This window comes from Sphingomonas sp. NFR04, from assembly GCF_900114095.1.
Classification (GTDB): domain Bacteria; phylum Pseudomonadota; class Alphaproteobacteria; order Sphingomonadales; family Sphingomonadaceae; genus Sphingomonas.
In genome coordinates this window covers 112962-136475 of record NZ_FORV01000008.1, presented here as the reverse complement: position 1 = coordinate 136475, position 23514 = coordinate 112962, and the positions used below count along the sequence as shown (strand labels likewise).

Here is a 23514-nt window from a genome sequence, read left to right as displayed (position 1 = left end):
AGGAGTTGCATGCCCGACCGGGACCCTGTTCTGCTGATGCCGCCGCCCGCGGATCTACTTGATACTGCCAGCCTGTTCCTCGATTTCGACGGGACCCTGGTCGAACTCGCCGACCGCCCCGACGGCGTGGTGGTCGCGCCCTTGCTGGTCGACCTGATCCGCGCGCTGGAGGAAAAGCTCGACGGCAGGCTGGCACTGGTCAGCGGCCGACCCGCCGGGGACCTGACGGCGCTGTTCGGCGAGTATGCCCCCTCCGTGGTGGGCAGCCACGGCATGGAATTCCACTGGTCCGACGGCCGCCGCGAACAGGCCGAGCGCCCCGCCGGGCTGGTCGCGGCGCTGGACGCGATGCGCGCCTTCACCGAGGCTAAGGACGGCGCGATCCTCGAAGACAAGCCGCTGGGCGCCGCCGTGCACTACCGGCTGAACCCCGCGCTCGAAGCCGAAGCCATGGCGCTGGGCGAACGGCTCGCCGCCGAACACGACCTCTATCTCCAGCACGGCAAGATGATGGTCGAGGTGCGCACCACGGGCGGCGACAAGGGCAGCGCGATCCGCACCCTGATGGCCGATCCGCGCTTCGCCGCGGGCCGCCCCGTATTCCTCGGCGACGACGTGACCGACGAGCCCGGCTTCTCCGCCGTCGCCTTGCTCGGCGGCGCGGGCGTGCTGGTCGGCGACCCCCGCCCCACCGACGCACGCTACCGCCTCGATGACGTGTCGGGCGTGCTCGCCTGGCTGGCCGCTGCAACCGGAGTCCATGCATGACCACGCTCGACCTCTGGCCGATCGGCAATTGCCAGGTCAGCGCGCTGATCGACCGCGCCGGCCGCTTCGTCTGGGGCTGCGTGCCCCGCGTCGACGGCGATCCGCTCTTCTCCGCGCTCGTCGGCGGCGAGGAACCGGACGCGGGCTATTGGGACATTGCGCTGGAAGGCGTGGTCTCGGTCGAGCAGCATTATCTGCGCAACACGCCGATCCTGGTCAGCCGCCACACCGATGCGGCGGGCAACGCCATCGACGTCACCGATTTCTGCCCCCGCTTCGCGCGCCTTGGCCGCGTCTATCGCCCGGTGTCCTTCGCCCGCATCGTCAAGCCGGTGGCGGGCAGCCCGCGCATCCGGGTGAAGCTGCGCCCCACCTGCGGCTGGGGCAAGAGCTGCAAGACCCGCATCGGCGGCTCCAACCACCTGCGCTATCTGGTCGAGCCCATGACGCTGCGTCTCACCACCACCGCGCCGGTCGGCATGGTGGAGGAAGAGCGGGTGTTTCGCATCGAGAAGCCGCTGCACTTTTTCCTCGGCCCGGACGAGAGCTTCAGCGGCGACGTCGCCGAGACGGTCGACGACATGCTGCTCAACACCATCGCCGAGTGGCAGCATTGGGTGCGCGGCCTCGCCATCCCGCTGGAATGGCAGGAGGTGGTGATCCGCTCCGCGATTACCCTCAAGCTCTGCCAGCACGAGGAAACCGGCGCGATCGTCGCGGCGCTGACCACCTCGATCCCCGAACATGCCGGCTCGCAGCGCAACTGGGACTATCGCTACTGCTGGATCCGTGACGCCTATTACACGGTGCAGGCGCTCAACCGGCTGGGCGCGCTCGACGTGCTGGAGACCTATCTCGGATACTTGCGCAACATCGTCGATGATGCCCGCGCCGAGCCGCGCGGCGGCCATATCCAGCCGCTCTACGGCGTGCTCGGCGAACCGACGCTGGTGGAGCGCGAGGCACCCGACCTCGCCGGCTATCGCGGGATGGGGCCGGTGCGCGTCGGCAACCAGGCCTATGAGCAGGTCCAGCACGACGCCTATGGCCAGATCGTCCTGTCCAACGTGCAGGCGTTCTTCGACCAGCGGCTGTATCGCATCGCCAGCGTCGAGGACTTCGAATCGCTGGAGCGCGTCGGCGAGCGCGCCTGGCAGTATCACGACTCCCCCGATGCAGGCCTTTGGGAGCTGCGCACCCGCCAGAGCGTCCACACCTACTCGGTGGCGATGTGCTGGGCGGCCTGCGACCGGCTCGCCAACGCCGCGCATGTGCTGAACCTGCCCGAGCGCCGCGACTTCTGGCAGCACCGCGCCGACACGATCCGCACGACGATCTTCGACAAGGCGTGGCGCGAGGAGACGGACCGCTTCTCCGCCACCTTCTCGGGCGACGATCTCGACGCCAGCCTGCTCCAGCTGCTGGAAATGCGCTTCCTGACGCCAGACGATCCGCGGTTCGTCAGCACGCTGAAGGCGGTGGAAGCGGGCCTCCGCCGCGGCTCGACCATGCTGCGCTACGATACCGAGGATGATTTCGGCCTGCCCGAAACCGCGTTCAACTTCTGTACGTTCTGGTTGATCGAAGCGCTGCACATCACCGGCCGTACCGATGAGGCGCGCGCCTTGTTCGAGGAGATGCTGGGCAGGCGAACCGCCGCCGGCCTGCTCTCCGAGGATATCGACCCCGTCAGCGGGGAATTGTGGGGCAATTATCCCCAGACCTACTCGCTGGTCGGCATGATCAACTGCGCCGTCCTGCTGAGCAAGCCCTGGAGTTCGATCCGTTGAGCCGCCTTATCGTCATCTCAAACCGCGTTACCGCACCCAACGGCTCCAACTCCGGCGCCCAGGGCGGGCTCGCCGTCGCGCTGGCCGCAGCGCTGCGCGAGAATGGCGGCATCTGGTTCGGCTGGTCCGGCGAGCAGACCGACCAGTTCACCGGCCAGATCAGCATGCAGCGCAGCGAGGGCGTGACCACCGCGACGGTCGACCTCGAAGAGCAGGACATCGACGAATATTATAACGGCTATGCGAACCGAACCTTGTGGCCGCTGTTCCACTACCGGATCGACCTGGCCGAATATGAGCGCGGCTTCGCCGGCGGCTATCAGCGCGTCAACGAGCGCTTCGCCGAAACCGTGCGCCCGCTGATCGAGCCGGACGATGTGGTGTGGGTGCAGGATTATCACATGTTCCCGCTCGGCCAGGAGCTGCGCCGGCGGGGCTGCAAGAACCGCATCGGCTTCTTCCTCCACATCCCCTGGCCGCCGCGTCGCCTGCTCTCCAGCCTGCCCAAGGCGCATGAGCTGATCGAGACGCTGTTCGCCTATGACGTGATCGGCTTCCACACCCAGGAGTGGATGGAGAGCTTCATCGACTTCGCCCGCGCCGAGATGGAAGCGGTGGTGCAGCCCGACGGCGTGCTGCGCATCGGCCTGAAGAGCGTGAAGCTGGTCGCCTGCCCGATCGGCATCGACGCCAAGGAATTCGCGGCGCTGGCCGAAAGCGATTCCGCGCGCGAGACCTATCAGCAGATGCGCACCAGTTCGGTCGGTCGTTCGCTGATCGTCGGCGTCGATCGGCTCGATTATTCCAAGGGGCTGGAGGAGCGGTTCCTCGGCTATGAGCGCTTCCTCACCACCTACCCCGAGCAGCGCAAGGAAGTGTATCTGCTCCAGATCGCGCCGCCGTCGCGGGCGACGGTGGAGACCTATCAGCGCATCCGCAACACGCTGGAAGGCCTGTCGGGCAAGATCAACGGCGCGCATGCCGATCTTGACTGGGTGCCGCTGCGCTACGTCAACCAGGGCTATCCGCGCGATGTGCTCGCCGGCGTCTACCGCGCCGCCAAGATCGGCCTCGTCACGCCCCTGCGCGACGGGATGAACCTGGTGGCCAAGGAATATGTCGCGGCGCAGGATCCCGAGGATCCCGGCGTGCTGATCCTCTCCAAGTTCGCCGGCGCAGCGATCCAGATGGAGCAGGCGCTGCTGGTCAATCCCTATAGCGCCGAGGAAGTCTCCGACGCGATCTGCCAGGCGCTCAACATGTCGCTCGAAGAGCGGATCGAGCGCTGGCAGGCGCTGAAGGCGGGCGTCGACGAACAGGACGTGATGTGGTGGCTCAAGAAGTTCACCGACGAGCTCAGGAGCGTGCCGATGGAGACGGAGACGCGGCTTCCGGTCGAGGCGTAATACCAAGGCTGAAGACGGAATCCGATCGGACTACGCGCTTCGTCATCCCGGCGGAAGCCGGGATCCATTGGGGCCGCCGTCTAGGCTCTTGCTGGGACCGAGCGGCGACTGGATCCCGGCTTTCGCCGGGATGACCGCTTCAGGATAAGGAGGCGCTCTCCATACGCGGTCGGTTAAACTCCAGCAGCCCGCGGGTGCGGACCAACGCCTCGGGCATCTCCTGCCGGATATAGGCGAGCAGGCCTTCGCGGATGTCGCAGCGCAGGTCGAAGGCGGTCGAGGCATCCTTGGCCGTCATCAGCCCACGCACCTCGATCGCCTCGGGCTTGGTGTCGGTCACCTGCAGGTTGCAGAAGCGGCCGTCCCAGCGCGGATTGGCCTTGACCAGCTCTTCCAGCTTGGCGCGCAGCCGGGGGATGTCCGCGGCGGGATCGAGATACCAGAACACGCTGCCGAGCAGCTGGCTGGTCTCGCGCGTCCAGTTCTGGAAGGGCTTCTCCAGGAACTGCGACACCGGCACCACCAGCCGCCGTTCGTCCCATAGCCGCACGACGACATAGGTGAGGCGGATATCCTCGATCCGCCCCCACTCCCCTTCCACGATCACCACGTCGTCGAGCCGGATCGGCTCGGAAAACGCCATCTGGATGCCCGCGATCAGGTTCTTGAGCGCGGGCTGGGCGGCGGCGCCCACCGCCAGGGCGGCGAGACCGGCCGAGGCGATCAGCGTCACGCCGATGCTGCGCACGCTGGGGATGCTCATCAGCATCAGGCAGAAGGTGATCGACAGCACCACGAACACGATCACGCGGTGTAGGATCGAGGCGCGGGTCCGCCGCCGCCGCGCGCGCAGATTGTTCTCGACGGTCACATCCGCGCGCAGCAGCACCCAGTCGAAGATCACGCCGAGCAGCGCGACCAGGATCCAGCCGATCAGCCCGGGCACCAGCAATCCGGCCGCCTGGGCCCAGGCGCGGGTGCCGCTCGTGCCGAGGTCGAGCCCCGGCTGGATGAACGATAAGCCGATCGCGACCAGCAGCCAGCGCGCTGGGCGGTACAGGCGCCGGATGACGATGTCGTCCAACTGTCCCTTGCTGTGCGCCGCGGCGCGACGCCCGAGCGAGAAGGTCAACCGGTGCACCAGCAGCGTCACCGTGATCGCAACCGCGATCAGCGCGATGCTCGTCACCCAGCCGGGAAGGTCGGCAATCAACCGCTCCACATCATGCTCCTGTCGTGATGGCGATGGCCGGGTAACGGGAGGCGGCGGCGCTCGGTTCCGGGCGAGTCGCCGGTCACGGATCCTGCGTGCGTCAAGCGCAAGTGCCTGATCCCGTAGCGATACACACCGTGACTTCTACGGAATGGCCGAAGACGGCGATCAATACGACATTGGGCAGGCAATGAACGAAACCCAAACCGAGATCGGGTCGATGTCCTCCGTGCACCAGGCGCCCCTCACGAACCATTTCCGCCTGCGCGCCGAGCAGGAGCGGGACCGCGCGACTCATGCTCCCAACGAACGGCACAAGCGCCTGCACCTCGAGCTGGCGGCGATCTTCGAACGCCGCGCCGAGGGCGGGCCGGTCTAGCGAAAGACAAAGGCCGGCCGAGCCCTTGTCAGGATCGCCGGCCTTCGGGGAAGAAGGGGCGGTCGCGATGCGGCCGCCCCTTTTCGTTCGTGCTCAGTCCAGGACGGTGAGGTCCGAGTTCGGGTCCGAATGGAACTCGTGCCAGATGCCATTGAGCACGGCGACCGCGACGGCCAGGCAAGTTCCCAGGATCCAGGCGAAATACCACATGGGCTGTACTCCTCAGTAGAGGTCGGGGTTGAGCCGCAGCTCTTCCCCGCTGACGCGGCCGAACATCACCTTGTACACCCAGGCGGTGTAGGCGAGCACGATCGGCAGGAAGACGAGCGTGCAACCCAGCATGATGAACAGCGTGAGGTGGCTCGACGACGCGTTCCAGGCCGTGAGGCTGGAGGCCGGGTCGATCGCGCTCGGCAGGATGAACGGGAACATCGACAGGCCGACGGTGGCGATGATGCCGACATTGGCGATCGACGAACCGGCGAACACCAGCGCGCTCTTGCGCCCGCGGATCCCGACCAGCGCCAGCACCGGGCCCAGGAAGCCGAGCACCGGAGCGATCAGCATCCACGGATGGGTGCCATAGTTATCGAGCCATGCGCCCGGCGCCTTGATCGTCTGGATCAGATGCGGGTTGGACGGGCCGTTGGGATCGACCGCGCCGAGCAGGCGGTAGCCCATGTCGCCGTACGCGACGAACACGCCGCCGACGGCGAACAGCAGGATCGCGAGGATCGCTGCGACGGTGCCGAAGCGCTGGGCGCGCTCCACGACCGCGCCTTCGGCCTTGAGGCTCAACCAGCCGGCGCCGTGCAGCACCAGCATCGCGACCGAGAGCAGGCCGGCGATCAGGCTGAACGGGGTGAACAGGCCGAGCAGCGTGCCTTCGTAGAAGGAGCGCAGGTCGCTATCGAGCCGGAAGGGCGCACCCAGCAGCACGTTGCCCACCGCGACGCCGAAGACGAGGGCGGGCACGAAGCCGCCGACGAACAGCGCCCAGTCCCAGCGCGAACGCCAGGCGGCGTCGGGGCGCTTGGAGCGGTACTTGAAGCCGACCGGCCGCAGGATCAGCGCCGACAGCACCAGGAACATCGCCAGGTAGAAGCCCGAGAAGCTGACCGCATAGACGAACGGCCAGGCGGCGAAGATGGCGCCGCCGCCCAGGATGAACCACACCTGGTTGCCTTCCCAGGTCGGCCCGACGGTGTTGATCACCATGCGGCGCTCTTCATCGGTGCGGCCCACGAACGGCAGCAGCGCCGCCGTTCCCAGGTCGAAGCCGTCGGTCAGCGCGAAGCCGATCAGCAGCACCCCCAGCAGCGCCCACCAGATGAGGCGCAGGATTTCATAATCGAGCGGGATGGACATGTTCTTTCTCCTTGCTCGCGCTCATTCCGCGGGGACGGCGTGGAGCGGCCGCGGATCGGGTGCGGTCGGCACCGGATCGTGGCGGGGTTGCCAGGGCTCATAGGTCTCGGGCCCGTGCTTGATCGCCGCCAGCATCAGCCGGAACTCGATCACCGCCATCAGGCCGTAGAGCGCGGTGAAGCCGATGATCGTGGTCCACAAGGCGGGTACGGTCAGGCTCGAGGTGGCGAGGAAGGTCGGCAGCACGCCGTCCACCGCCCAGGGCTGGCGGCCCACTTCGGCGACGACCCAGCCGAACTCGATCGCGAGCCAAGGCAGCGGGATCACCCACATCGCCGTGCGCAGGAACCACTTGCGGTGGAAGCGGCGCGTATTGGCGTAGTAGAGCGCAGCGGTGAAGAAGGCGATGAAGAAGAAGCCGAGCGCCGCCATCCCGCGGAACAGCCAGAATACGGCCGGCACGTTGGGAACGGTCGACCAGGCGGCCCGATCCTTCTGCGCGTCGGTGGCCTGGCGCGGATCGGTGACCCAGCGCTTGAGCAACAGGGCATAGCCCAGGTCGTTCTTCGCCCCCTCGAACTTCGCCCGTGCGGCGACGTTCTGGCGGTCGGTCTTCAGCGTCTGCAGCGCATCATAGGCGGTGAGGCCGTTCTCGATGCGCAGCCGGGCCTTGCCGACCAGCGAATAGATGCCTTCCACCTGGCCGGTCAGGCTACGCGTACCGATCAGGCCCAGCACATAGGGCACCTTGACCTGGAAATAGGTCTCGCGGCCCTGGTTCGACGGCAGGCCGAACACGGTGATGCCGGCAGGCGCCGCCTCGGTGTGCCATTCGGCCTCGATCGCCGCGAGCTTCATCTTCTGGTTGTCGGTCAGCGCATAGCCGCTCTCGTCGCCGAGCACGACCACCGACAGCGATGCTGCCAGGCCGAACGCCGCCGCCACCGCGAAGCTGCGCTTGGCGAGTTCCAGGTGCCGGCCACGCAGCAGATAATAGGCCGAGATGCCGAGGACGAACACGCTGGCGCAGACATAGCCGGCGCTCACCGTGTGGACGAACTTCGCCTGGGCGACGGGGTTGAACACCACCGCCATGAAGTCGGTGACTTCCATGCGCATCGTCTCGGGGTTGAACGTCGCACCCGCCGGGTGCTGCATCCAGCCATTGGCGACCAGGATCCACAGCGCGGAGAGATTGGTGCCGAGCGCGGTGAGGAAGGTGACCATCAGATGCTGGCGCTTCGACAGGCGATCCCAGCCGAAGAACATCAGGCCGACAAAGGTAGCTTCGAGGAAGAAGGCCATCAGCCCCTCGATCGCCAGCGGCGCCCCGAAGATGTCACCCACATAGTGCGAGTAATAGGACCAGTTGGTCCCGAATTCGAATTCCATCGTCAGGCCGGTGGCGACACCGAGAACGAAGTTGATGCCAAATAGCTTGGCCCAGAAACGGGTGATGTCCCTCCAGATCGGGCGATCGGTGACGACATAGACGCTTTCGGTAATGACGAGCATCACGGAAAGGCCCAGCGTCAACGGCACGAACAGGAAGTGGTACATCGCTGTCAGCGCGAATTGCAGGCGCGACAGTTCAACGACTGCCATATCCATAGGTTTATCCTCAGCAAAGAGCCGGTGATCCGCGGCCTAGGCTTTGGTGTGGGCGGCGCCTATGCGGAACATCCCCTATTCCTGTCGCAACCGGAATGAGGCTTTAGCATTGGCGAATATGACGCTTCAGAAGCAGGCCGGGCTCGCCTGGATCATCGATTTGGGCGGCGCCGCGCTGTTCGCCTGGGGCATCGCGGACGGTGTCGCTTCGGCCGCCGCCGGGCAGGCGGTGCCCGGCGCAGTATTCGCGGCGATGCTGGGGGGCGGGCTGATCCGTGCCGCCACGGCTTGGGGCGTGCCGGTGCTCGCGGTGCGCGGCGCGCAGGCGACCACCACGCCCCTTCGTCGCAGCCTGGTGGCGCGGCTGTTCGGCAGCGGCGCGGCGCCATCGAGCGGGCAGTCGGCGGTGCTCGCGATCGACCATGTCGCGACGATCGAGGGCTATGAGACGCGCTTCGTCCCCGCCCGGGTCGCGGCCGCCGCCGCGCCGCTGGTGGCGGTGGCGATCATCGCCTGCGCGAGCATGGTGGCGGCCGGCATCCTGCTCGGCACACTCGTTCCCTTCATCTTCGGCATGATCCTGGCGGGCACCGCCGCCAGGCGCGCCTCGGAGCGCCAGCTGGAGGCGCTGGGGGACCTGTCCGACCTGTTCGTCGACCGCGTCCGCACCCTCCCCATCCTGCGCCACTTCGCCGCCGAGGAGCGGATCGCGCGGCAGGTGGGCATCGCCACCCGCGAAGTTGCCGTGCGCACGGTCGCGGTGCTGCGCGTCGCCTTCCTGTCGAGCGCGGTGCTCGAATTCTTCTCGGCGCTCGCGGTGGCGCTTGTCGCGGTCTATTGCGGGTTCAGCCTGCTCGGCCTCCTCCCCTTCCCCGATCCCGAGACGCTGACCCTGCGCGAAGCGTTCTTCGCGCTGGCGATGGCGCCGGAATTCTATCTGCCGATGCGGCGGCTGGCCGCGGCGTATCATGACAAGCAACTCGGCGAAGCGGCGCGGATGGCGATCGCGGCGGTGCCGAAGGTGGTGGCGCCTGCCGCCGCGCCGGAGGTGTTCGCGGGTGTGGAGGCGAAGGACCTGGTGATCGCGTGGCCGGGGCGGACGATAGGGCCTGTCAGCTTGGGGCTTGGCGCGACCGGCATGGTGGCCCTGACCGGGCCGACCGGCAGCGGAAAGACGAGCCTGCTCGCTGCCCTCGCCGGGCAGATCGTACCGAGCGGTGGCAGCCTGCGCTTCCTCTCCCCCCAAGAAGCGCCGGAACGCTCCCGCCATCAGTCCCCCTCCCGCTTGCGGGAGGGGCTAGGGGAGGGTGAGTCGGGCGCGCGGGCGACGCCGTCGGGGCAAGCCCCCCACGTCGCACCCTCCCCCATCCCCTCCCGCAAGCGGGAGGGGGGAATAAGTGCATCGGGAGATACCAACCCCATCGCCTGGGCCGCGCAGCACCCGCTGATCCTGCCCGGCACCCTGCGCGACAACCTTGCCCTCGCAGCGCCGGACGCTTCCGACGAGGAACTGCTCGCCGCGATCGACCGCGTCGGCCTCGGCCCGATGCTCGCCCGCCGCAGCGCCGGGCTTGACCTCCCCCTCGACCACCGAGGCTCGGGCCTGTCCGGCGGCGAACGCCGCCGCCTCGGTCTCGCCCGTGCGCTGCTGGCGAACCGCCCGCTGCTGCTGGCCGACGAGCCCACCGCCGATCTCGATGTCGAAAGCGCCGCCGCGATCACCGCGCTGCTCCGCGCGGTCGCCACCGAGCGCGCGGTGATCGTCGCCACCCATGACCCGCGCCTGATCGCCGCCGCCGATGCCGAGGTGACGCTGTGAACCCCTTCCCCCTCGCCGCCCCCGAACGCCGCACACTGCGCCAGGCGCTCGCCTGCGCGACCATCGCCGGGCTAGCCGCGATCCTGTTGCTGGCGCTGTCCGGCTGGTTCCTCACCGGTGCCGCGATCGCCGGGGCGAGCGGCGCGGCTGCGGTCGCCGCGTTCAACTATCTGATCCCCAGCGCCGCGATCCGCGGCCTCGCCATCCTGCGCACCGGCGGCCGGTACGGGGAACGCCTGCTGTCGCACCAGGCCGCGCTCACCGCCATGGCCGATCTGCGCGGCCGACTGTTCGGCAAACTCGCCGCGCAGGACAGCCGCACCGCGCCGGACCTTGCCGGCGGCGACGCCAGCGCCCGGCTGATCGGCGACATCGAAGCGCTGGAAGACCTGGTCGTCCGCCGCCCGAGCCGCCCCGCCAGCCTCGCCGCCGCGGTGTTCGCCGTGGCGCTGGTCGCGCTGGCCGGATGGAAGGCCGCGCTCGCACTGGCGCTGCTCCTGGCCGCGCTGCCGCCGCTGCTCACCCTTGCCGCGCGCCGCCTCACCACCGGTCCCGCCGCCGAGGCTGCGGAAGCGCTGGGGGCGCTGCGCACCGCGTTCGTCGACTATGCCGCCGCCCGGCCCGAGATCATCGCCTATGGCCTCGCCCCCCGCGTGGCGGACACGATTGCAGAACTCTCCCGCCCTCTCGACCGCGCCCGTGCGGCGCTGGCGCGCGGCGACGGCGCGGTGGCCGGTCTGCTCGCCGGCTATGGCGCGCTTACCGCGGCGATCGTCTTCGCGCTGTCCGACGGCAGTGCCCTGCTCCGCGCGCTGGCGCTGCTCGCCGCCGCTGCGTCGGTCGAGGCGATGGCGGCCTTCGCCCGCACCGCGCTGCGCCAGGCGAGCGTCGAACAGGGCCTCGCCCGCCTCGCCACGCTGGCCGAGCTTCCGGGAGAGCTCGTCGCGGCGCCCCCGGCCGACACCGTCGCCCGGCCGATCACCCTCGGCAGCCACACGCTTGCGCCAGGCGCCCGCGTGGCGATCACCGGCGCGTCGGGTACCGGCAAGACACGGCTGATCGAGGCGCTGGCCGGGCTCCGCACGCCCGTGCATGTACTCGCGCTCGATGGCACGCCGATCGGACAGTGCAGTGCCGACACGCTCCGCCGCCAGTTCGCGCTCGCCCCACAGGACGCCGTGCTGATCGCCGGTTCGATCGCCGACAATCTCCGCGTCGCCCGCCCCGGCATCACCGAGGCGGCGATGTGGGAGGCACTCCACACCGCCTGCCTCGATGCGACGGTGCGCGCGATGCCCGGCGGGCTGGAGACCTCGCTCGCCGAGGCCGGCGGCACGCTATCGGGTGGCGAGCGCAAGCGGCTGTCGCTCGCCCGCGCGCTGCTCGCGGGACGCCCCTGGCTGCTGCTCGACGAGCCCAGCGAAGGGCTGGACGGCGCGACCGAAGCGGAGCTGATCCGTCGCGTCGATGCCTGGCTCCAATCGACCGGCACCGGCTTGGTCCTCGTCTCGCACCGCCCCGCCCCGCTGGTCCTCGCCGCCACGACACGGATCGATATCGCCGCCATCCGCCAATGATATATTGAAACATATGCGATGCTGCAGTACGGCATTGCGGATGCGCGTCTTCCGCATCCCTGGTCTGTTTGTCCGGCTGCTGCCGGCGCTGCTGCTGGCGTTCGCGCTATGCTGGCAGGCGGGGATCGTCCGCGCGCATGTGCATCCGGGACAAGGCTGGGCCGCGACGACGCACGCCTCGCACCACGCACCCCGGCAAAGCGACGACGACGAGGATTGCCCGCTCTGCGACGAGGTCGCGTCGGCCTCCGCTTATCTCGCCTCCGTGCCCCCTACCGTCGCGCCGCCGCTGCCGGCAGCCGAATGGCATGCAGCGCTCGCCGCCGATCCGGCGCCGCGGCTCGTCCGCTCGCACGCCTGGCGCAGCCGCGCGCCGCCTGAACTCCGCGCCTGACCAACGATACGCGCCGCCCGAGCGGCGCACCCCAGGTTCACGGAGTTTCCTTCATGCGTACTGCCCTTCTCGCGGGCGCGGCGATCGTCGCGTTCGTCCCCCATGCCTTTGCCGACCCCGATCCGCAGCAGGCCAACGACAAGAACATCATCGTTGTCACCGCCACGCCCTATGCCGTGGCGAGCGACGAGGTGCCGACCATCGTCACCCATGTCGATCGCGACCAGATCCTGCGCAGCGGTGGGGCGAGCATCAGCGATGCGCTGGCACAGGAGCCGGGGATCGCCGCCACCGGCTTCGCCAGCGGCGCCAGCCGGCCGATCATCCGCGGGATGGACGCGACGCGGGTCCGCATCCTCGAGAACGGCGCCAGCAGCTCCGACGTGTCGGACATCGGCCCCGACCACGGCATCCCCGTCGATCCCTTCGCGGCGGAGAGCATCGAGGTCGTCCGCGGTGCGGGCACGCTGCGCTATGGCAGCCAGGCGATCGGCGGCGTGGTCAACGTGATCAACAACCGCGTGCCGATGAAACTGCCGAGCGATCCGATCTCGGGCGAAGCGGTGGGCAGCTATGGCAGCGCCGCCAAGGTGGGCGAAGGCGGCGCGCTGGTCGACGCCAGGCTGGGCCAGTTCGCGCTGCACGCTGACGGCTTCTACCACGACGCGAGCGACTACGACACGCCGCTCGGCGTCCAGCAGAACAGCTTCTTCCGCGGGCACGGCGCGTCCGTCGGCGGCTCCTACTTCTTCGGCGGCGACGATGCGAGCCATGTCGGCCTGTCGGTCAGCCAGTATAACTCGAAATACGGCATCCCCAGCGACACCACCTATATCGACATGCGCCAGACCAAGGTAATGTCGCGCGACGTGTTCGCGGTGAACGCCGGCCCGCTCAAGTCGATCAACCTCGACGCCAGCTATGCCGACTATACGCATGACGAGAAGGAGCCGGACGGCACGATCGACACGACGTTCCACAACAAGGAGTTCGACGGCCATCTCGAATTCCTGCTCAACCCGCTGGGACTGATCCGCAACTCGGCGATCGGCTTCGAGGTGCAGAACCGCAAGTTCTCGGCGATCGGCGACGACAGCAGCTATCTGTTCCCCACCACCACGCAGAGCGAAGCGGCCTATCTCTTCACCGAGGTGCCGGTTGCCGACATCCTGCACCTCCAAGCCAGCGGCCGGGTCGAGCATGTCCGCAACGAAGGCACACCCGCGGGCGACGTGTTCACCGTGCGCGAGTTCACCCCGGTCAGCGGCGCGATCGGCGCGCTGCTCGATGTCGGCAGCCATGTGAAGCTGGGCTTCACCGGTTCGAGCACCGGCCGTGCCCCGGCGATCACCGAATTGTTCGCGCGCGGCGGGCATGACGGCCCCAACACCTTCGAGACCGGCGATCCGAACCTGAAGATCGAGCGCGCCAACTCGATCGAGGCGACGCTGCGGGTGAATGTCGATCGCTTCCACTTCGACGGCAGCGCCTATTCGACCTGGTTCAAGAACTATATCTATGGCGACCTCACCGGCCGCACCTGCGACGACGACGGAACCTGCGCGCTCGGCGGCGACGGCGACCTGAAGGAGCTGAACTATCGCCAGCAGGGCGCGCATTTCCGCGGGCTGGAAGGCAAGGCGAGCCTCGACCTGTTCCACCAGCACGACCAGACGCTGCAGCTGACCGGTCTGGCCGACTATACCCGCGCGACGCTGGACGATGGCGGCAACGTGCCGCGCATCCCGCCCTATCGGCTGGGTGCCGGCATGAACCTGTTCACGCCGCAGTTCGACGGCGCGGTGCAGTTCGTCCACAATGCCAAGCAGACCAAGTTCGGCGCGTTCGACACCGAGACGCCGGGCTACAACATGATCAACGCCAACATCGCCTGGCGGCCGTTCAAGTCGCAGCCGGGGATCGAGTTCGCCATCGTCGGCCAGAACCTGACCGACGAGATCGCGCGCAACGCGACTTCGCTCAACAAGGATCTGGTGATCCAGCCGGGGCGCAACATCCGCTTCATGGTGAAGATCGCCACCTTCTGATCGCGAAGGGCATCGGCCGGTTCAGCCCGGCCGATGCCCCTTGCGCCACTTGGTCCAGAGGTGCCGGGCGAGCATCGCCGGCGGCATCCGCAGCGCGTGCGAGCGGAGGTAGAAGCCGAGCTGCACCGCCTTGCGAGTGGAGCGGCCCCAGGCATCGCGCGCGGTCAGCCGGCGGTGGAACAGCGGGTCGAGCCAGTCCCACCCCTGCCATGCGGGCGGGGCCTCGGTGCCGTAGAGGCGCACCGCCTGCCGCACCGCGCGGCGCATGGCGGCACCCAGTCCGTGATGCGCCGCGCGTTCGGCCAGCCCATCGAACCCGAACTCGCCGAGCAGGCAGTGGATGTCCCACAGGTTGCGCATCCCGCCCGCGAGGTCGCCATCGGCGAACAGATGCGCGGCGGCGTGGCAGAGCATGTCCTGGGGCCCGAGGATACGCAGTCCGTTCTCCAGCGCCACGCTGTCCGCCAGCAGCGCCACCGCGTCCGGGTGGATGCGCGCGGTGAGCGGCAGGATCGTGTGGTGGACGTCGATCATCTTGTCGCGGTCGCGGTGGATCAGCGGCGGCAGCTCGTGCATCCAGCGGCGGTAATAGGCGTCGTCATAGGGATCGGGCTTCACCCATTCCCACCCAGCCGCGAGCAGCGCTGCTTCCACCCCCGCGATCGCCTCGCTCGGCATGAGGATGTCGAGATCGCCGATCACCCGCCCGGTCGAAGACGACAGTCCCGCCGCGGCATAGGCGGTACCCTTGAGCAGCACGACCGGCGCGTCGATCCCGGCAAGCGCGCGGCGCGCCATCTCGGCTTCCCACAGCGCCGCGGTGCGGCCCTGCTCGGCCGAGGCGATGGCGTCCTCCACCAGCCGCGCGGCCGCCGCGGGCATCGGCAGCCCGGCGATGCGATGCGCGAGCGTGCCTGCCAGCTGCTCGGCCCGCGCGACGGCCCAGAGCGCATTCCAATCGGCAGCCGTCAGGCCCTCAATCGCGCCGGGCGCGCGCAGCACGCGGGCGAGCAGCAGCGCGGGGTTCATGCCAGCGCCTCCACCATCGCCAGCGCGGTTTCCGCATCGGGATAGTCGATCGCCCGCGACGGCACCGTCTGCACCAGCCGGGTCAGCGCCTCAAAGCCGCGCTCGGCAAGCGTGACATAGTTGGTCGAGGCCTGGGTGAGGCGGACGAACGCCTCGCTCGGCAGCACCGGCCGCTCCGCCGCCTCGAAGCCGAAGCGGGGGAACAGGATCAGGCTGGGTTCGGCCGGCACCGCCATCGCCGCGATGGCGCAGGCGTCGGGCACCAGATGGCGGATCGCACCCTTGGGCGTCCCCTCCAGCAGCGGCCCGAAGCGCGCGCCGGGCAGCGCCTGCGCGACGATATCGATCGCCTCGTTCTTCAGGCTCACCAGCCGGGGAAAGGCGTGGGCGAGGCCCGTGGCGCAGTCGATCAGCGCGAACTCGTCGCCCATCAGCCGCCAGCCGCGCCCCATCAGCAGCGCGGCGAGGGTCGATTTCCCCGCTCCCGAAATGCCCGTCATCAGCACCGCCCGCCCGTCCCGCTCGACCATCGAGGCGTGGAGCAGCAGATAGCGCCGCAGCCCGAGCGCCATCTGCAGGTTCATCCCCATCTCGGCGGCGAGCAGGCCCTGGGCGAGCGGCAGCGGCGCCGCGTCGGGGATCACGAAATCCCCCGCGATGTGCACGGACGGGCGGAACACCCTGCGCCACGGCCGCGCGGCGAAGAGGTGGACGTTGAAGTCCGCGATGCCGTCCTCGGGGCCGGGATAGGCCCGGTAGAGATCGTCGAGCGTCGCGACGGGGCCGCGCCAGTGGCTGCCGATGCGGAAGCCCAGCGGTCCGATCCGCAGCAGCTTCAGATGGCGCATGTCCGCTCCACCAGCCCGGCCGCGACCAGTTCGTCGAGCCGCACCGCCAATGCCGCCGGATCGGGATCGGCGAGCTCGAAGCGCTCGCTCAGCACCCCGAGTAGCCCGGCCACGTCGCGCGGGCCTTCGCCGAGGATGTCGAGAATTTCGGGCACCGGCGCGTCGACGATATGGGTGATGCCCGAGGCGCGGTGGTAGATCAGCGTCAGCGCATCGAGCGGCACGATGCGCAGCGTCGCGGGATCGGCGGCGCGATAGAACACCGCCCGGCCCTCAGCCGCGCGGCATCTGCAGCGAGGCGAAGCAGGTGAAGCCGCTGGTCCCGCGCTGCAGGCGGCGGATGTAATTGGTATAGGCGCGGCTCGCCTGCGGATCGGTGCCCGGCAGCGTGCCGCCATTGAGCGCGCGCTTGACGTCCTGCGCCTTGAAGTTGCGCCCCGGTGCCGGAAAGGCACCCGGCGTGCGCGCCGGCACGACGCGGCCGTCAGGGGCGATATAGCTGCCCGCGCGGCCGGGATCGGTCACCGGGATCTCGCACTGCATCACCGAGGCATTGGTCTGCGCCAGTGCCGGGCGGATCGAGACGATCGCGGCCGCACTCGCGGCGCCGAGCATCAGCGCGCGCCGACGGGTCGGCATATCTTCGGATTTGGGATCGTCCATCGCCTTCTTCTTCTGCGCCCGCGCCCATTTCGCAATCGTAAATACGGGCTCGTCTTGGGACGATTGCGCGCTAGAAGGCGCCATGCTTTCGGCCCATGGCTTCCGAATCAGCCTCGCATTGGGTGTCGCCGCGCTTTCGGCGATCGTCGGGCTGTTGGTCGGCGGGGACCTGCAGCTGACGCTGGTGCTGCTGGTCGGTGCCATCGCCGCGGTGCTGGTCGTCGCGATCGGCGGCGACCCCGCCCCCGCGCCGCGCGATGATGCCGCAGCAGCCGACCGCGACCCGGCCTTCGCCGAGGTGATCGAGGCCATTGCCGAGCCGGTGCTGGTGACCGCCGCCACCCGCGTGATCGCCGCCAACGCCGCCGCCCGCGCGCTGCTCGGCGAGCACATCCTCGGCGAGGATGTCCGCCTCGCGATCCGCCACCCGGCCGCCGCCGAACGCCTGCTCGATCCGGGCGAGGACCATAGCGCGCCGATCCATCTGGTCGGCCTCGGCACCCGCGAGCAGCGCTGGGAGATGCGCGTCCGCACGCTGGAGACCGGCGAGCGCGTCGTCCATCTGGTCGACCGCACCGGCAGCTACACCGCCGACCGGATGCGCGTCGACTTCGTCGCCAATGCCAGCCACGAGCTGCGCACCCCCCTCGCCTCGCTGCTCGGCTATGTCGAGACATTGGCTGACGGCGCCGGCGAGGAACCCGGGATCCGCGCCCGCTTCCTCAAGATCATGCACGACGAGGCGCGACGCATGGACCGGCTGATCAGCGACCTGATCTCGCTCAGCCGGATCGAAGCGGAGAAATATCGCGCGCCGGCAGAATCGGTGCAGCTCGCAGACCTGATCGGCCAGGTGTGCACCGAGCTTTCCGGCAGCGCCCGCGCCGCCGATCTGGTGACCGAGATCGAGGCGGTGCCCCCGGTGCGCGGCGACCGTACCCAGCTCAGCCAGCTGCTCCACAATCTGATCGGCAATGCGATGAAATATGGCCGCGCGGGCACGCCGGTCACCGTCTCGCTGCGCAGCGAGGGCGACACGATGGTCCGTTTCGCCGTGACCGATCAGGGCGAAGGCATCCCCGCCGAGCATATTCCGCGCCTCACCGAGCGCTTTTATCGCGTCGATTCGGGACGGAGCCGCTCGCTGGGCGGCACCGGTCTGGGGCTCGCCATCGTCAAGCATGTGGTCGAGCGTCACCGCGGGCGGTTCGATATCGCGTCGACGGTGGGCGTCGGCACCACCGTCTCGGTGCGGTTGCCGATCGAGCCGAGTGTCATAAAGTCGTAACGCGATTGCCGGATGGGCAATGCGTGGGAAGCGAGGCGCAGACTCCGCGATCCGAAACACCGCCATCCTCGGGGAGCAAGAAGTGACGATGCTGGGTCGTCTAGCGCTGATCGCCTTCGGCACGCTCGCCTTGTCGGCGTGCGACGGAAGCGCCACGCGCGAAATCCGCGTCGTCGGCTCCTCCACCGTATATCCCTTCACCACCGCCGTGGCGGAAGCCTTCGTCAACGCGCGCAGCGGCCGCAAGGCGCCGGTGGTGGAATCGATCGGCAGCGGCGCCGGCCTGCGCCGCTTCTGCGAGGGCGTGGGCGCGCAGTTCCCGGACATCGCCAACGCCTCGCGCCGGATGACGCGCAAGGAATATGATCGCTGCGAGCAGAACCAAGTCGGCGAGATCCTGGAGATCGTCATCGGTCTGGACGGCGTGGCGATGGCGGAATCGAACCAGGGGCCCCGGCTCCAGCTGAGCAAGCGCGACGTCTATCTCGCGCTGGCCGCCAAGCCGCTCGGCAAGCCCAACACCGCGCGCACCTGGCAGGACGTGAACCCCAGCCTCCCGGCGATCCCGATCCTGGTGATGGGCCCACCCTCGACCAGCGGCACCCGCGACGCGTTTGTCGAGCTGATGCTGGCGCCCGGCTGCCTGGAGGCAGACCCCAACGCCACCAAACTCAAGGCCGAGGCCGATCCCGCGCACTATGACGCCGAATGCCGCCGCATCCGCGATGACGGCCCCTATGTCGACAAGGGCGAGAACGACAATCTGATCGTCCAGGGGCTGGCGCAGAACCCCAATGCGCTGGGAATCTTCGGCTATTCCTATCTCGAAGAGAACCAGAACCGCCTGCACGGCGTGCCGATCGAGGGCGTCGCGCCGACCTATGCGACGATCGCCGACGGCCAGTATCCGGGCGCCCGCCCGCTCTACCTCTATGTGAAGAAGCGCCACCTCAAGGCCGTGCCGGGGCTGAAGGATTTCCTCACGCTCTACACCACGCTCTGGGGCCCGGGCGGCCCGCTGGTGAAGCGCGGACTGATCGCGGCACCCGAGGCGATGCGCGCGGAGATGGCGAAGCGCGTGGCTGATCTCACCCCGCTCGCTCCGGCCGCGCTCAAGTGACGCCGCCTTTCGCCCCCCATTTCGCTGAGATGCTCCGCCGGTGAACCCCTTCGCGTTACTGTTCCTGATCCTGGGCCTGGGGCTGATCGGCTGGCTGACGGCGCGCGCCCGTGCGCTGCGCTTCGATCGCGGCGGCGCCAAGCGGCTGCATTCGCTGCCGGCGCAGCATGGCTGGTTCGTCGGCATGTGGACGATCCTGCCGCCGCTGCTGTTCCTGGTCGTCTGGTCCGGGATCAGCCCGGGGCTGGTGCGCCAGACCGTGCTGCAGAGCCCAGCCGCCGCCGGTCTTTCCGACTTTGCCTTCGAGCGCGACTCGGTGCTCGCCCAGGCGCGTGCGGTCGCGAAGAACCCGTACGAGACCGAGGCCGATCCGCTGGCCCGCCAGCTCGCCCCGGTGGTGCGTGCCGCCAGCCGCCGCTACGCCTGGACCGGCACGGCGGCGGCGGCACTGCTCGCCTTTGCCGGCGCGGCCTTTGCGCTCAGCCGCATCCGCCCGAACTTCCGCGCGCGCTCGAAGGTGGAGCGCACGCTGATGATGGGGCTGCTGGTCGCCTCGCTGATCGCGATCTTCACCACCATCGGCATCTTCGTCTCGCTGTTCTGGGAATCGCTGCGCTTCTTTCAGCAGGTGCCGATCACCCAGTTCCTGTTCGGCACCCATTGGAGCCCGCAGGTGATCGACGCGAAGAATCCCGGCGCCTCGCTCGGCGCGGTGCCGCTGTTCTGGGGCACCTTCTTCATCGGCGCGGTGATCGCGATGCTGGTCGCCATTCCCTTCGGGCTGATGAGCGCGGTGTACCTCACCCAATATGCCTCGCCGACCACGCGCCGATGGATGAAGCCGACGCTGGAGATGCTCGCGGGCGTGCCGACCGTGGTCTATGGCTATTTCGCCGCGCTCACCGTCGCGCCGGCGGTGCGCAAGCTGGCGGTGCTGCTCGGCGATCCGTTCGCCTCGTCCGAAAGCGCGCTGGCGGCGGGCTTGGTGATGGGGGTGATGATCATCCCGTTCGTCTCCTCGATGGCCGACGACTCGCTGGCCGCCGTGCCGACCGCGATGCGCGACGGCAGCCTGGCGATGGGCGCAACCACCAGCGAGACGATCTCGCGCGTGCTCGTCCCCGCCGCCCTGCCCGGCGTGGTCGCGGGCGTGCTGCTCGCGGTCAGCCGCGCGATCGGCGAGACGATGATCGTGGTGATGGCGGCCTCGGGCGCCGCGACGATCACGCTCAACCCGCTGCAGAGCGCCACCACCGTCACCAAGCAGATCGTCGACCTGCTAACCGGCGAGGCCGAATTCGACAGCCCCAAGACGCTCGCCGCCTTCGCGCTGGGCCTGACGCTGTTTGTCATCACCCTGCTGCTCAACATCGTCGCGCTGCGCGTCGTGAAGAAGTATCGCGAAGCCTATGAGTAAGCCCGCCGCCCCGGCCGAGCGCCGGCCGACCGACTGGAAGAGCCCGGCGATGCAGAAGCGCATCCGCCGCCGCTATGCCGCCGAGCGACGCTTTCGTGTGCTCGGCGCCGGGGCGGTGATCCTGTCGGCGGCGTTCCTCGGTTTCCTGCTGCTCACCATGGTGGCGCAGGGCTGGCGTGGCTTTACCGTCACCGAACTGGCGCTGCCGATCGACCTGAAGGCGGACGGCCTCAAGATCGAGCGCAACCAGCTCGCCACCCCCGCCGCCGATCTCGCGCTGGCGAGCGCGGGACTGGAGGACGTGGTTGAGAATGCCGCGACCCGCGCCTTCGGCACCGACGGCGCCAGCTATCTCGCCCCGAGCGCCTGGCTGGCGGTGCGCAGCGCGGTGAAGCGCGACCCGTCGCTGCTCGATCGGCGCGCCACGGTCTATGTCCCCGCCGCCACCGGCTTCGACCAGGCGCTTGCCGGCGATGGCGATCCGGCGATGGAAGCGGGCGTCGCACGGCTGCAGCAGCAGAGCGCGATCCGGCGCGGGTTCAACTGGGCGTTCCTCAGCGAGTCGGACTCCACCGATCCGGTCGCGGTAGGCGTGTGGGGGGCGCTCAAGGGTTCGCTGCTCACCATGGCGATCACCTTCCTGATCGCCTTTCCGGTGGGTGTGCTCTCGGCGATCTATCTCGAGGAATATGCGCCCAAGAACCGCTGGACCGACCTGATCGAAGTCTCGATCAACAATCTCGCGGCGGTGCCATCGATCATCTTCGGCCTGCTCGGCCTCGCGGTATTCCTCGGCACCTGGCAGATCGGCGGGCACAGCTTCGGCCCGATGCTGCCGCGCTCGGCGCCGCTGGTCGGCGGGGTGACGCTGGCGCTGATGATCATGCCCGTCATCGTCATCGCCAGCCGCAACGCGATCAAGGGCGTGCCGCCCTCGATCCGCGACGCCGCGCTCGGCATCGGCGCGAGCCCGATCCAGGTGGTGTTCCACCATGTCCTGCCGCTCGCCATGCCCGGCATCCTCACCGGCACGATCATCGGCATGGCGCGCGCGCTGGGCGAGACCGCGCCGCTGCTGCTGATCGGCATGCGCGCCTTCATCGTCACCGCGCCGGGCGGCTTCACCGATCCGTCGACGGTGCTGCCGGTGCAGATCTTCCTCTGGTCCGACGAGGTCAGCCGCGGCTTCGTCGAGAAGACGAGCGCCGCGATCCTGGTGCTGCTCGCGGTGCTGCTCGCGATGAACGGGCTCGCCATCTACCTCCGCAACAAGTTCGAGACCCGCTGGTAATGACCGCCCTCTCCCCCGCTCCCCACAAGATGTCGGCTCGCGGCGTCAGCGTGTTCTACGGCCAGAAACAGGCCGTGAAGGACGTGTCGATCGACGTCGACATGGACAAGGTCACCGCCTTTATCGGCCCGTCGGGCTGCGGCAAGTCGACCTTCCTGCGCACCTTCAACCGCATGAACGACACCATCGCCAGCGCGCGGGTGAGCGGCGAGATCACGCTGGACGGCGCGGATATCTACGCCGACGACATGGACGTGGTGCAGCTGCGCGCCCGCGTCGGCATGGTGTTCCAGAAGCCCAACCCCTTCCCCAAGTCGATCTTCGAGAATGTCGCCTATGGCCCGCGCATCCACGGCCTGGCCGCGTCGAAGAGCGACCTGGAGGACATCGTCGAGCGCTCGCTGAAGCGCGCCGGCCTCTGGGAGGAAGTGAAGGATCGCCTCTCCGACAGCGGCACCGCGCTTTCGGGCGGCCAGCAGCAGCGCCTGTGCATCGCCCGCGCGATCGCGGTCGATCCCGAAGTGATCCTGATGGACGAGCCGGCGAGCGCGCTCGATCCGATCGCCACCGCCAAGATCGAGGAGCTGATCCACGAGCTGCGCGGGCGCTATGCGATCGTGATCGTCACCCACAACATGCAGCAGGCGGCCCGCGTGTCGCAGCGCACCGCCTTCTTCCATCTCGGCCAGCTGGTCGAATATGGCGAAACCGACAACCTCTTCACCGCGCCCCGCGAAGAGCGCACGAAGGACTATATCACCGGAAGGTACGGCTGATGGCAGGGGCCCAGGAACATACGGTCAAGGCGTTCGACCAGGACATCGGCCAGCTGCGCGCGCTGATCTCGCAGATGGGCGGCCTGGCCGAGCAGGCGATCTACGACGCGATGAAGGCGCTGCAGCGCGGCGACGAGGCGCTGGCCAAGACCGTGCGCAAGAAGGACAAGCAGATCGATGCGATCGAGGCCGAGCTGGAAAAGCTCGTCGTCCGCGTCATCGCCCTACGCGCGCCGATGGCGGACGATCTGCGCGAAGTGATCGCCGCGCTCAAGATCGCGGCGGTGATCGAACGGATCGGCGATTATGCCAAGAACATCGCCAAGCGCGTGCCGATGATCCACGCCGAGGGCGAGGAGCGGATCGAGGCGATCTCGATCCTCCCGGCGATGGGCCAGCTCGCCGCCGATATGGTGCGCGCCGCGCTCGACGCCTTCTCGGCGCGCGATGCCAAGGCGGCGGCCGAGGTCCATGCCAGCGACACCGCGCTCGACGATTTCTACGATTCGATCTTCCGCACGCTGGTGACCTTCATGGTCGAGAATCCGCGCACGATCAGCCAGGTGGCGCACCTGCTGTTCGTCGCCAAGAATCTGGAGAGGATCGGCGACCACGCAACCAACGTCGCCGAAATGGTCTATTTTGCCGCGACCGGGCACTATCTCGCCGAGGCGGAAGCCGGCGAAAGCAGCGGGAGCTGAGGGGAACA

The 23514-nt window shown here is 68.7% G+C and carries 22 protein-coding genes; 14 read left to right on the top strand and 8 right to left on the bottom strand.

The window, feature by feature from the left end:
• Window positions 1-9: 9 nt before the first annotated feature.
• Genes otsB through BM009_RS19530 form a run of 3 tightly spaced genes read left to right on the top strand, consistent with a single transcriptional unit; the run spans window position 10 to window position 3964 of the window.
• Entirely contained in the window at window positions 10-768 is a 759-nt protein-coding gene (gene otsB, locus BM009_RS19540; protein WP_093298747.1) for a trehalose-phosphatase, read from the top strand.
• Window positions 765-2558 (top strand): glycoside hydrolase family 15 protein, encoded by a 1794-nt coding sequence (locus BM009_RS19535; RefSeq protein WP_093298745.1) that lies wholly within the window; start codon window positions 765-767, stop codon window positions 2556-2558. The genes otsB and BM009_RS19535 overlap by 4 nt, the downstream gene beginning before the upstream one ends.
• A complete protein-coding gene (locus tag BM009_RS19530) occupies window positions 2555-3964 on the top strand; it encodes an alpha,alpha-trehalose-phosphate synthase (UDP-forming) (protein ID WP_093298744.1) in 1410 nt (469 codons plus the stop codon). The genes BM009_RS19535 and BM009_RS19530 overlap by 4 nt, the downstream gene beginning before the upstream one ends.
• Window positions 3965-4103: 139 nt before the next feature.
• Here the strand turns inward: BM009_RS19530 and BM009_RS19525 are convergent, their stop codons facing one another.
• Window positions 4104-5186, bottom strand: a complete 1083-nt coding sequence (locus tag BM009_RS19525) for a mechanosensitive ion channel family protein (protein ID WP_093298742.1) — start codon at window positions 5184-5186, stop codon at window positions 4104-4106.
• Between the two features lie 142 nt (window positions 5187-5328).
• Between BM009_RS19525 and BM009_RS19520 the strand changes: the two genes are divergently transcribed.
• On the top strand, window positions 5329-5556 hold the full coding sequence (locus BM009_RS19520) for a hypothetical protein (protein WP_093298741.1): 228 nt from the start codon (window positions 5329-5331) through the stop codon (window positions 5554-5556).
• A gap of 93 nt (window positions 5557-5649) precedes the next feature.
• On the opposite strand, the gene cydX is transcribed toward BM009_RS19520, so the two are convergent.
• Genes cydX through BM009_RS19505 form a run of 3 tightly spaced genes read right to left on the bottom strand, consistent with a single transcriptional unit; the run spans window position 5650 to window position 8535 of the window.
• Window positions 5650-5766: a cytochrome bd-I oxidase subunit CydX gene (gene cydX, locus BM009_RS19515; RefSeq protein ID WP_093298739.1), complete on the bottom strand. Its 117-nt coding sequence runs from the start codon at window positions 5764-5766 to the stop codon at window positions 5650-5652.
• A 12-nt stretch (window positions 5767-5778) separates the two neighbouring features.
• Window positions 5779-6924 carry a cytochrome d ubiquinol oxidase subunit II gene (gene cydB / locus BM009_RS19510; RefSeq protein ID WP_093298738.1) on the bottom strand — a complete coding sequence of 382 codons (1146 nt, stop codon included), beginning with the start codon at window positions 6922-6924 and terminating at the stop codon, window positions 5779-5781.
• Window positions 6925-6945: 21 nt separating this feature from the next.
• On the bottom strand, window positions 6946-8535 hold the full coding sequence (locus tag BM009_RS19505) for a cytochrome ubiquinol oxidase subunit I (RefSeq protein WP_093298736.1): 1590 nt from the start codon (window positions 8533-8535) through the stop codon (window positions 6946-6948).
• A 118-nt stretch (window positions 8536-8653) separates the two neighbouring features.
• On the opposite strand from BM009_RS19505, the gene BM009_RS19500 reads away from it, so the two are divergent.
• Genes BM009_RS19500 through BM009_RS19485 form a run of 4 tightly spaced genes read left to right on the top strand, consistent with a single transcriptional unit; the run spans window position 8654 to window position 14373 of the window.
• Window positions 8654-10354, top strand: a complete 1701-nt coding sequence (locus BM009_RS19500; protein ID WP_093298735.1) for an ABC transporter ATP-binding protein/permease — start codon at window positions 8654-8656, stop codon at window positions 10352-10354.
• The gene (locus BM009_RS19495; protein WP_093298733.1) at window positions 10351-11931 is read left to right on the top strand and encodes an ATP-binding cassette domain-containing protein; all 1581 of its coding nucleotides are present in this window, start codon (window positions 10351-10353) and stop codon (window positions 11929-11931) included. The genes BM009_RS19500 and BM009_RS19495 overlap by 4 nt, the downstream gene beginning before the upstream one ends.
• A 34-nt stretch (window positions 11932-11965) precedes the next feature.
• Window positions 11966-12325, top strand: a complete 360-nt coding sequence (locus BM009_RS19490; protein ID WP_175488132.1) for a DUF2946 family protein — start codon at window positions 11966-11968, stop codon at window positions 12323-12325.
• Between the two features lie 53 nt (window positions 12326-12378).
• Window positions 12379-14373, top strand: coding sequence for a TonB-dependent receptor (locus tag BM009_RS19485; RefSeq protein ID WP_093298730.1), 1995 nt, complete (start codon window positions 12379-12381; stop codon window positions 14371-14373).
• 21 nt (window positions 14374-14394) lie between these two features.
• On the opposite strand, the gene BM009_RS19480 is transcribed toward BM009_RS19485, so the two are convergent.
• Genes BM009_RS19480 through BM009_RS19465 form a run of 4 tightly spaced genes read right to left on the bottom strand, consistent with a single transcriptional unit; the run spans window position 14395 to window position 16913 of the window.
• Window positions 14395-15402, bottom strand: a complete 1008-nt coding sequence (locus BM009_RS19480; protein ID WP_093298729.1) for a nucleotidyltransferase domain-containing protein — start codon at window positions 15400-15402, stop codon at window positions 14395-14397.
• On the bottom strand, window positions 15399-16250 hold the full coding sequence (locus tag BM009_RS19475) for an HprK-related kinase A (protein ID WP_093298727.1): 852 nt from the start codon (window positions 16248-16250) through the stop codon (window positions 15399-15401). Before BM009_RS19475 ends, BM009_RS19480 begins: the two co-directional genes overlap by 4 nt.
• Entirely contained in the window at window positions 16238-16513 is a 276-nt protein-coding gene (locus BM009_RS19470) for an HPr-rel-A system PqqD family peptide chaperone (RefSeq protein ID WP_093298726.1), read from the bottom strand. The genes BM009_RS19475 and BM009_RS19470 overlap by 13 nt, the downstream gene beginning before the upstream one ends.
• A gap of 10 nt (window positions 16514-16523) precedes the next feature.
• Window positions 16524-16913, bottom strand: a complete 390-nt coding sequence (locus tag BM009_RS19465; RefSeq protein ID WP_093298724.1) for a hypothetical protein — start codon at window positions 16911-16913, stop codon at window positions 16524-16526.
• 82 nt (window positions 16914-16995) lie between these two features.
• Here BM009_RS19465 and BM009_RS19460 point away from each other — a divergent pair, with 82 nt between their 5' ends.
• The 6 genes from BM009_RS19460 (at window position 16996) to phoU (ending at window position 23506) form a co-directional block, all read left to right on the top strand.
• Window positions 16996-18201, top strand: a complete 1206-nt coding sequence (locus BM009_RS19460; protein ID WP_093298723.1) for a sensor histidine kinase — start codon at window positions 16996-16998, stop codon at window positions 18199-18201.
• Window positions 18202-18289: 88 nt separating this feature from the next.
• On the top strand, window positions 18290-19321 hold the full coding sequence (locus BM009_RS19455; RefSeq protein ID WP_093298721.1) for a substrate-binding domain-containing protein: 1032 nt from the start codon (window positions 18290-18292) through the stop codon (window positions 19319-19321).
• A gap of 40 nt (window positions 19322-19361) precedes the next feature.
• The gene (pstC, locus tag BM009_RS19450; protein ID WP_093298720.1) at window positions 19362-20738 is read left to right on the top strand and encodes a phosphate ABC transporter permease subunit PstC; all 1377 of its coding nucleotides are present in this window, start codon (window positions 19362-19364) and stop codon (window positions 20736-20738) included.
• Window positions 20731-22029, top strand: coding sequence for a phosphate ABC transporter permease PstA (gene pstA, locus BM009_RS19445; RefSeq protein WP_093298718.1), 1299 nt, complete (start codon window positions 20731-20733; stop codon window positions 22027-22029). The genes pstC and pstA overlap by 8 nt, the downstream gene beginning before the upstream one ends.
• Window positions 22029-22805, top strand: coding sequence for a phosphate ABC transporter ATP-binding protein PstB (gene pstB, locus BM009_RS19440; protein WP_093298717.1), 777 nt, complete (start codon window positions 22029-22031; stop codon window positions 22803-22805). Before pstA ends, pstB begins: the two co-directional genes overlap by 1 nt.
• On the top strand, window positions 22805-23506 hold the full coding sequence (phoU, locus tag BM009_RS19435; RefSeq protein ID WP_093298716.1) for a phosphate signaling complex protein PhoU: 702 nt from the start codon (window positions 22805-22807) through the stop codon (window positions 23504-23506). The genes pstB and phoU overlap by 1 nt, the downstream gene beginning before the upstream one ends.
• Window positions 23507-23514 lie beyond the last annotated feature (8 nt).

What these genes read in the sequence shown, in the direction of transcription:
- BM009_RS19480 (WP_093298729.1), bottom strand. Translation starts at nt 15,402, where the DNA reads ATGAACCCCGCGCTGCTGCTCGCCCGCGTGCTGCGCGCGCCCGGCGCG.
- BM009_RS19465 (WP_093298724.1), bottom strand. Translation starts at nt 16,913, where the DNA reads ATGGACGATCCCAAATCCGAAGATATGCCGACCCGTCGGCGCGCGCTG.
- cydX (WP_093298739.1), bottom strand. Translation starts at nt 5,766, where the DNA reads ATGTGGTATTTCGCCTGGATCCTGGGAACTTGCCTGGCCGTCGCGGTC.
- BM009_RS19485 (WP_093298730.1), top strand. Translation starts at nt 12,379, where the DNA reads ATGCGTACTGCCCTTCTCGCGGGCGCGGCGATCGTCGCGTTCGTCCCC.
- pstA (WP_093298718.1), top strand. Translation starts at nt 20,731, where the DNA reads ATGAGTAAGCCCGCCGCCCCGGCCGAGCGCCGGCCGACCGACTGGAAG.
- BM009_RS19505 (WP_093298736.1), bottom strand. Translation starts at nt 8,535, where the DNA reads ATGGATATGGCAGTCGTTGAACTGTCGCGCCTGCAATTCGCGCTGACA.
- cydB (WP_093298738.1), bottom strand. Translation starts at nt 6,924, where the DNA reads ATGTCCATCCCGCTCGATTATGAAATCCTGCGCCTCATCTGGTGGGCG.
- phoU (WP_093298716.1), top strand. Translation starts at nt 22,805, where the DNA reads ATGGCAGGGGCCCAGGAACATACGGTCAAGGCGTTCGACCAGGACATC.
- otsB (WP_093298747.1), top strand. Translation starts at nt 10, where the DNA reads ATGCCCGACCGGGACCCTGTTCTGCTGATGCCGCCGCCCGCGGATCTA.
- BM009_RS19535 (WP_093298745.1), top strand. Translation starts at nt 765, where the DNA reads ATGACCACGCTCGACCTCTGGCCGATCGGCAATTGCCAGGTCAGCGCG.
- pstB (WP_093298717.1), top strand. Translation starts at nt 22,029, where the DNA reads ATGACCGCCCTCTCCCCCGCTCCCCACAAGATGTCGGCTCGCGGCGTC.
- BM009_RS19520 (WP_093298741.1), top strand. Translation starts at nt 5,329, where the DNA reads ATGGCCGAAGACGGCGATCAATACGACATTGGGCAGGCAATGAACGAA.
- BM009_RS19460 (WP_093298723.1), top strand. Translation starts at nt 16,996, where the DNA reads ATGCTTTCGGCCCATGGCTTCCGAATCAGCCTCGCATTGGGTGTCGCC.
- BM009_RS19500 (WP_093298735.1), top strand. Translation starts at nt 8,654, where the DNA reads ATGACGCTTCAGAAGCAGGCCGGGCTCGCCTGGATCATCGATTTGGGC.
- BM009_RS19475 (WP_093298727.1), bottom strand. Translation starts at nt 16,250, where the DNA reads ATGCGCCATCTGAAGCTGCTGCGGATCGGACCGCTGGGCTTCCGCATC.
- BM009_RS19455 (WP_093298721.1), top strand. Translation starts at nt 18,290, where the DNA reads ATGCTGGGTCGTCTAGCGCTGATCGCCTTCGGCACGCTCGCCTTGTCG.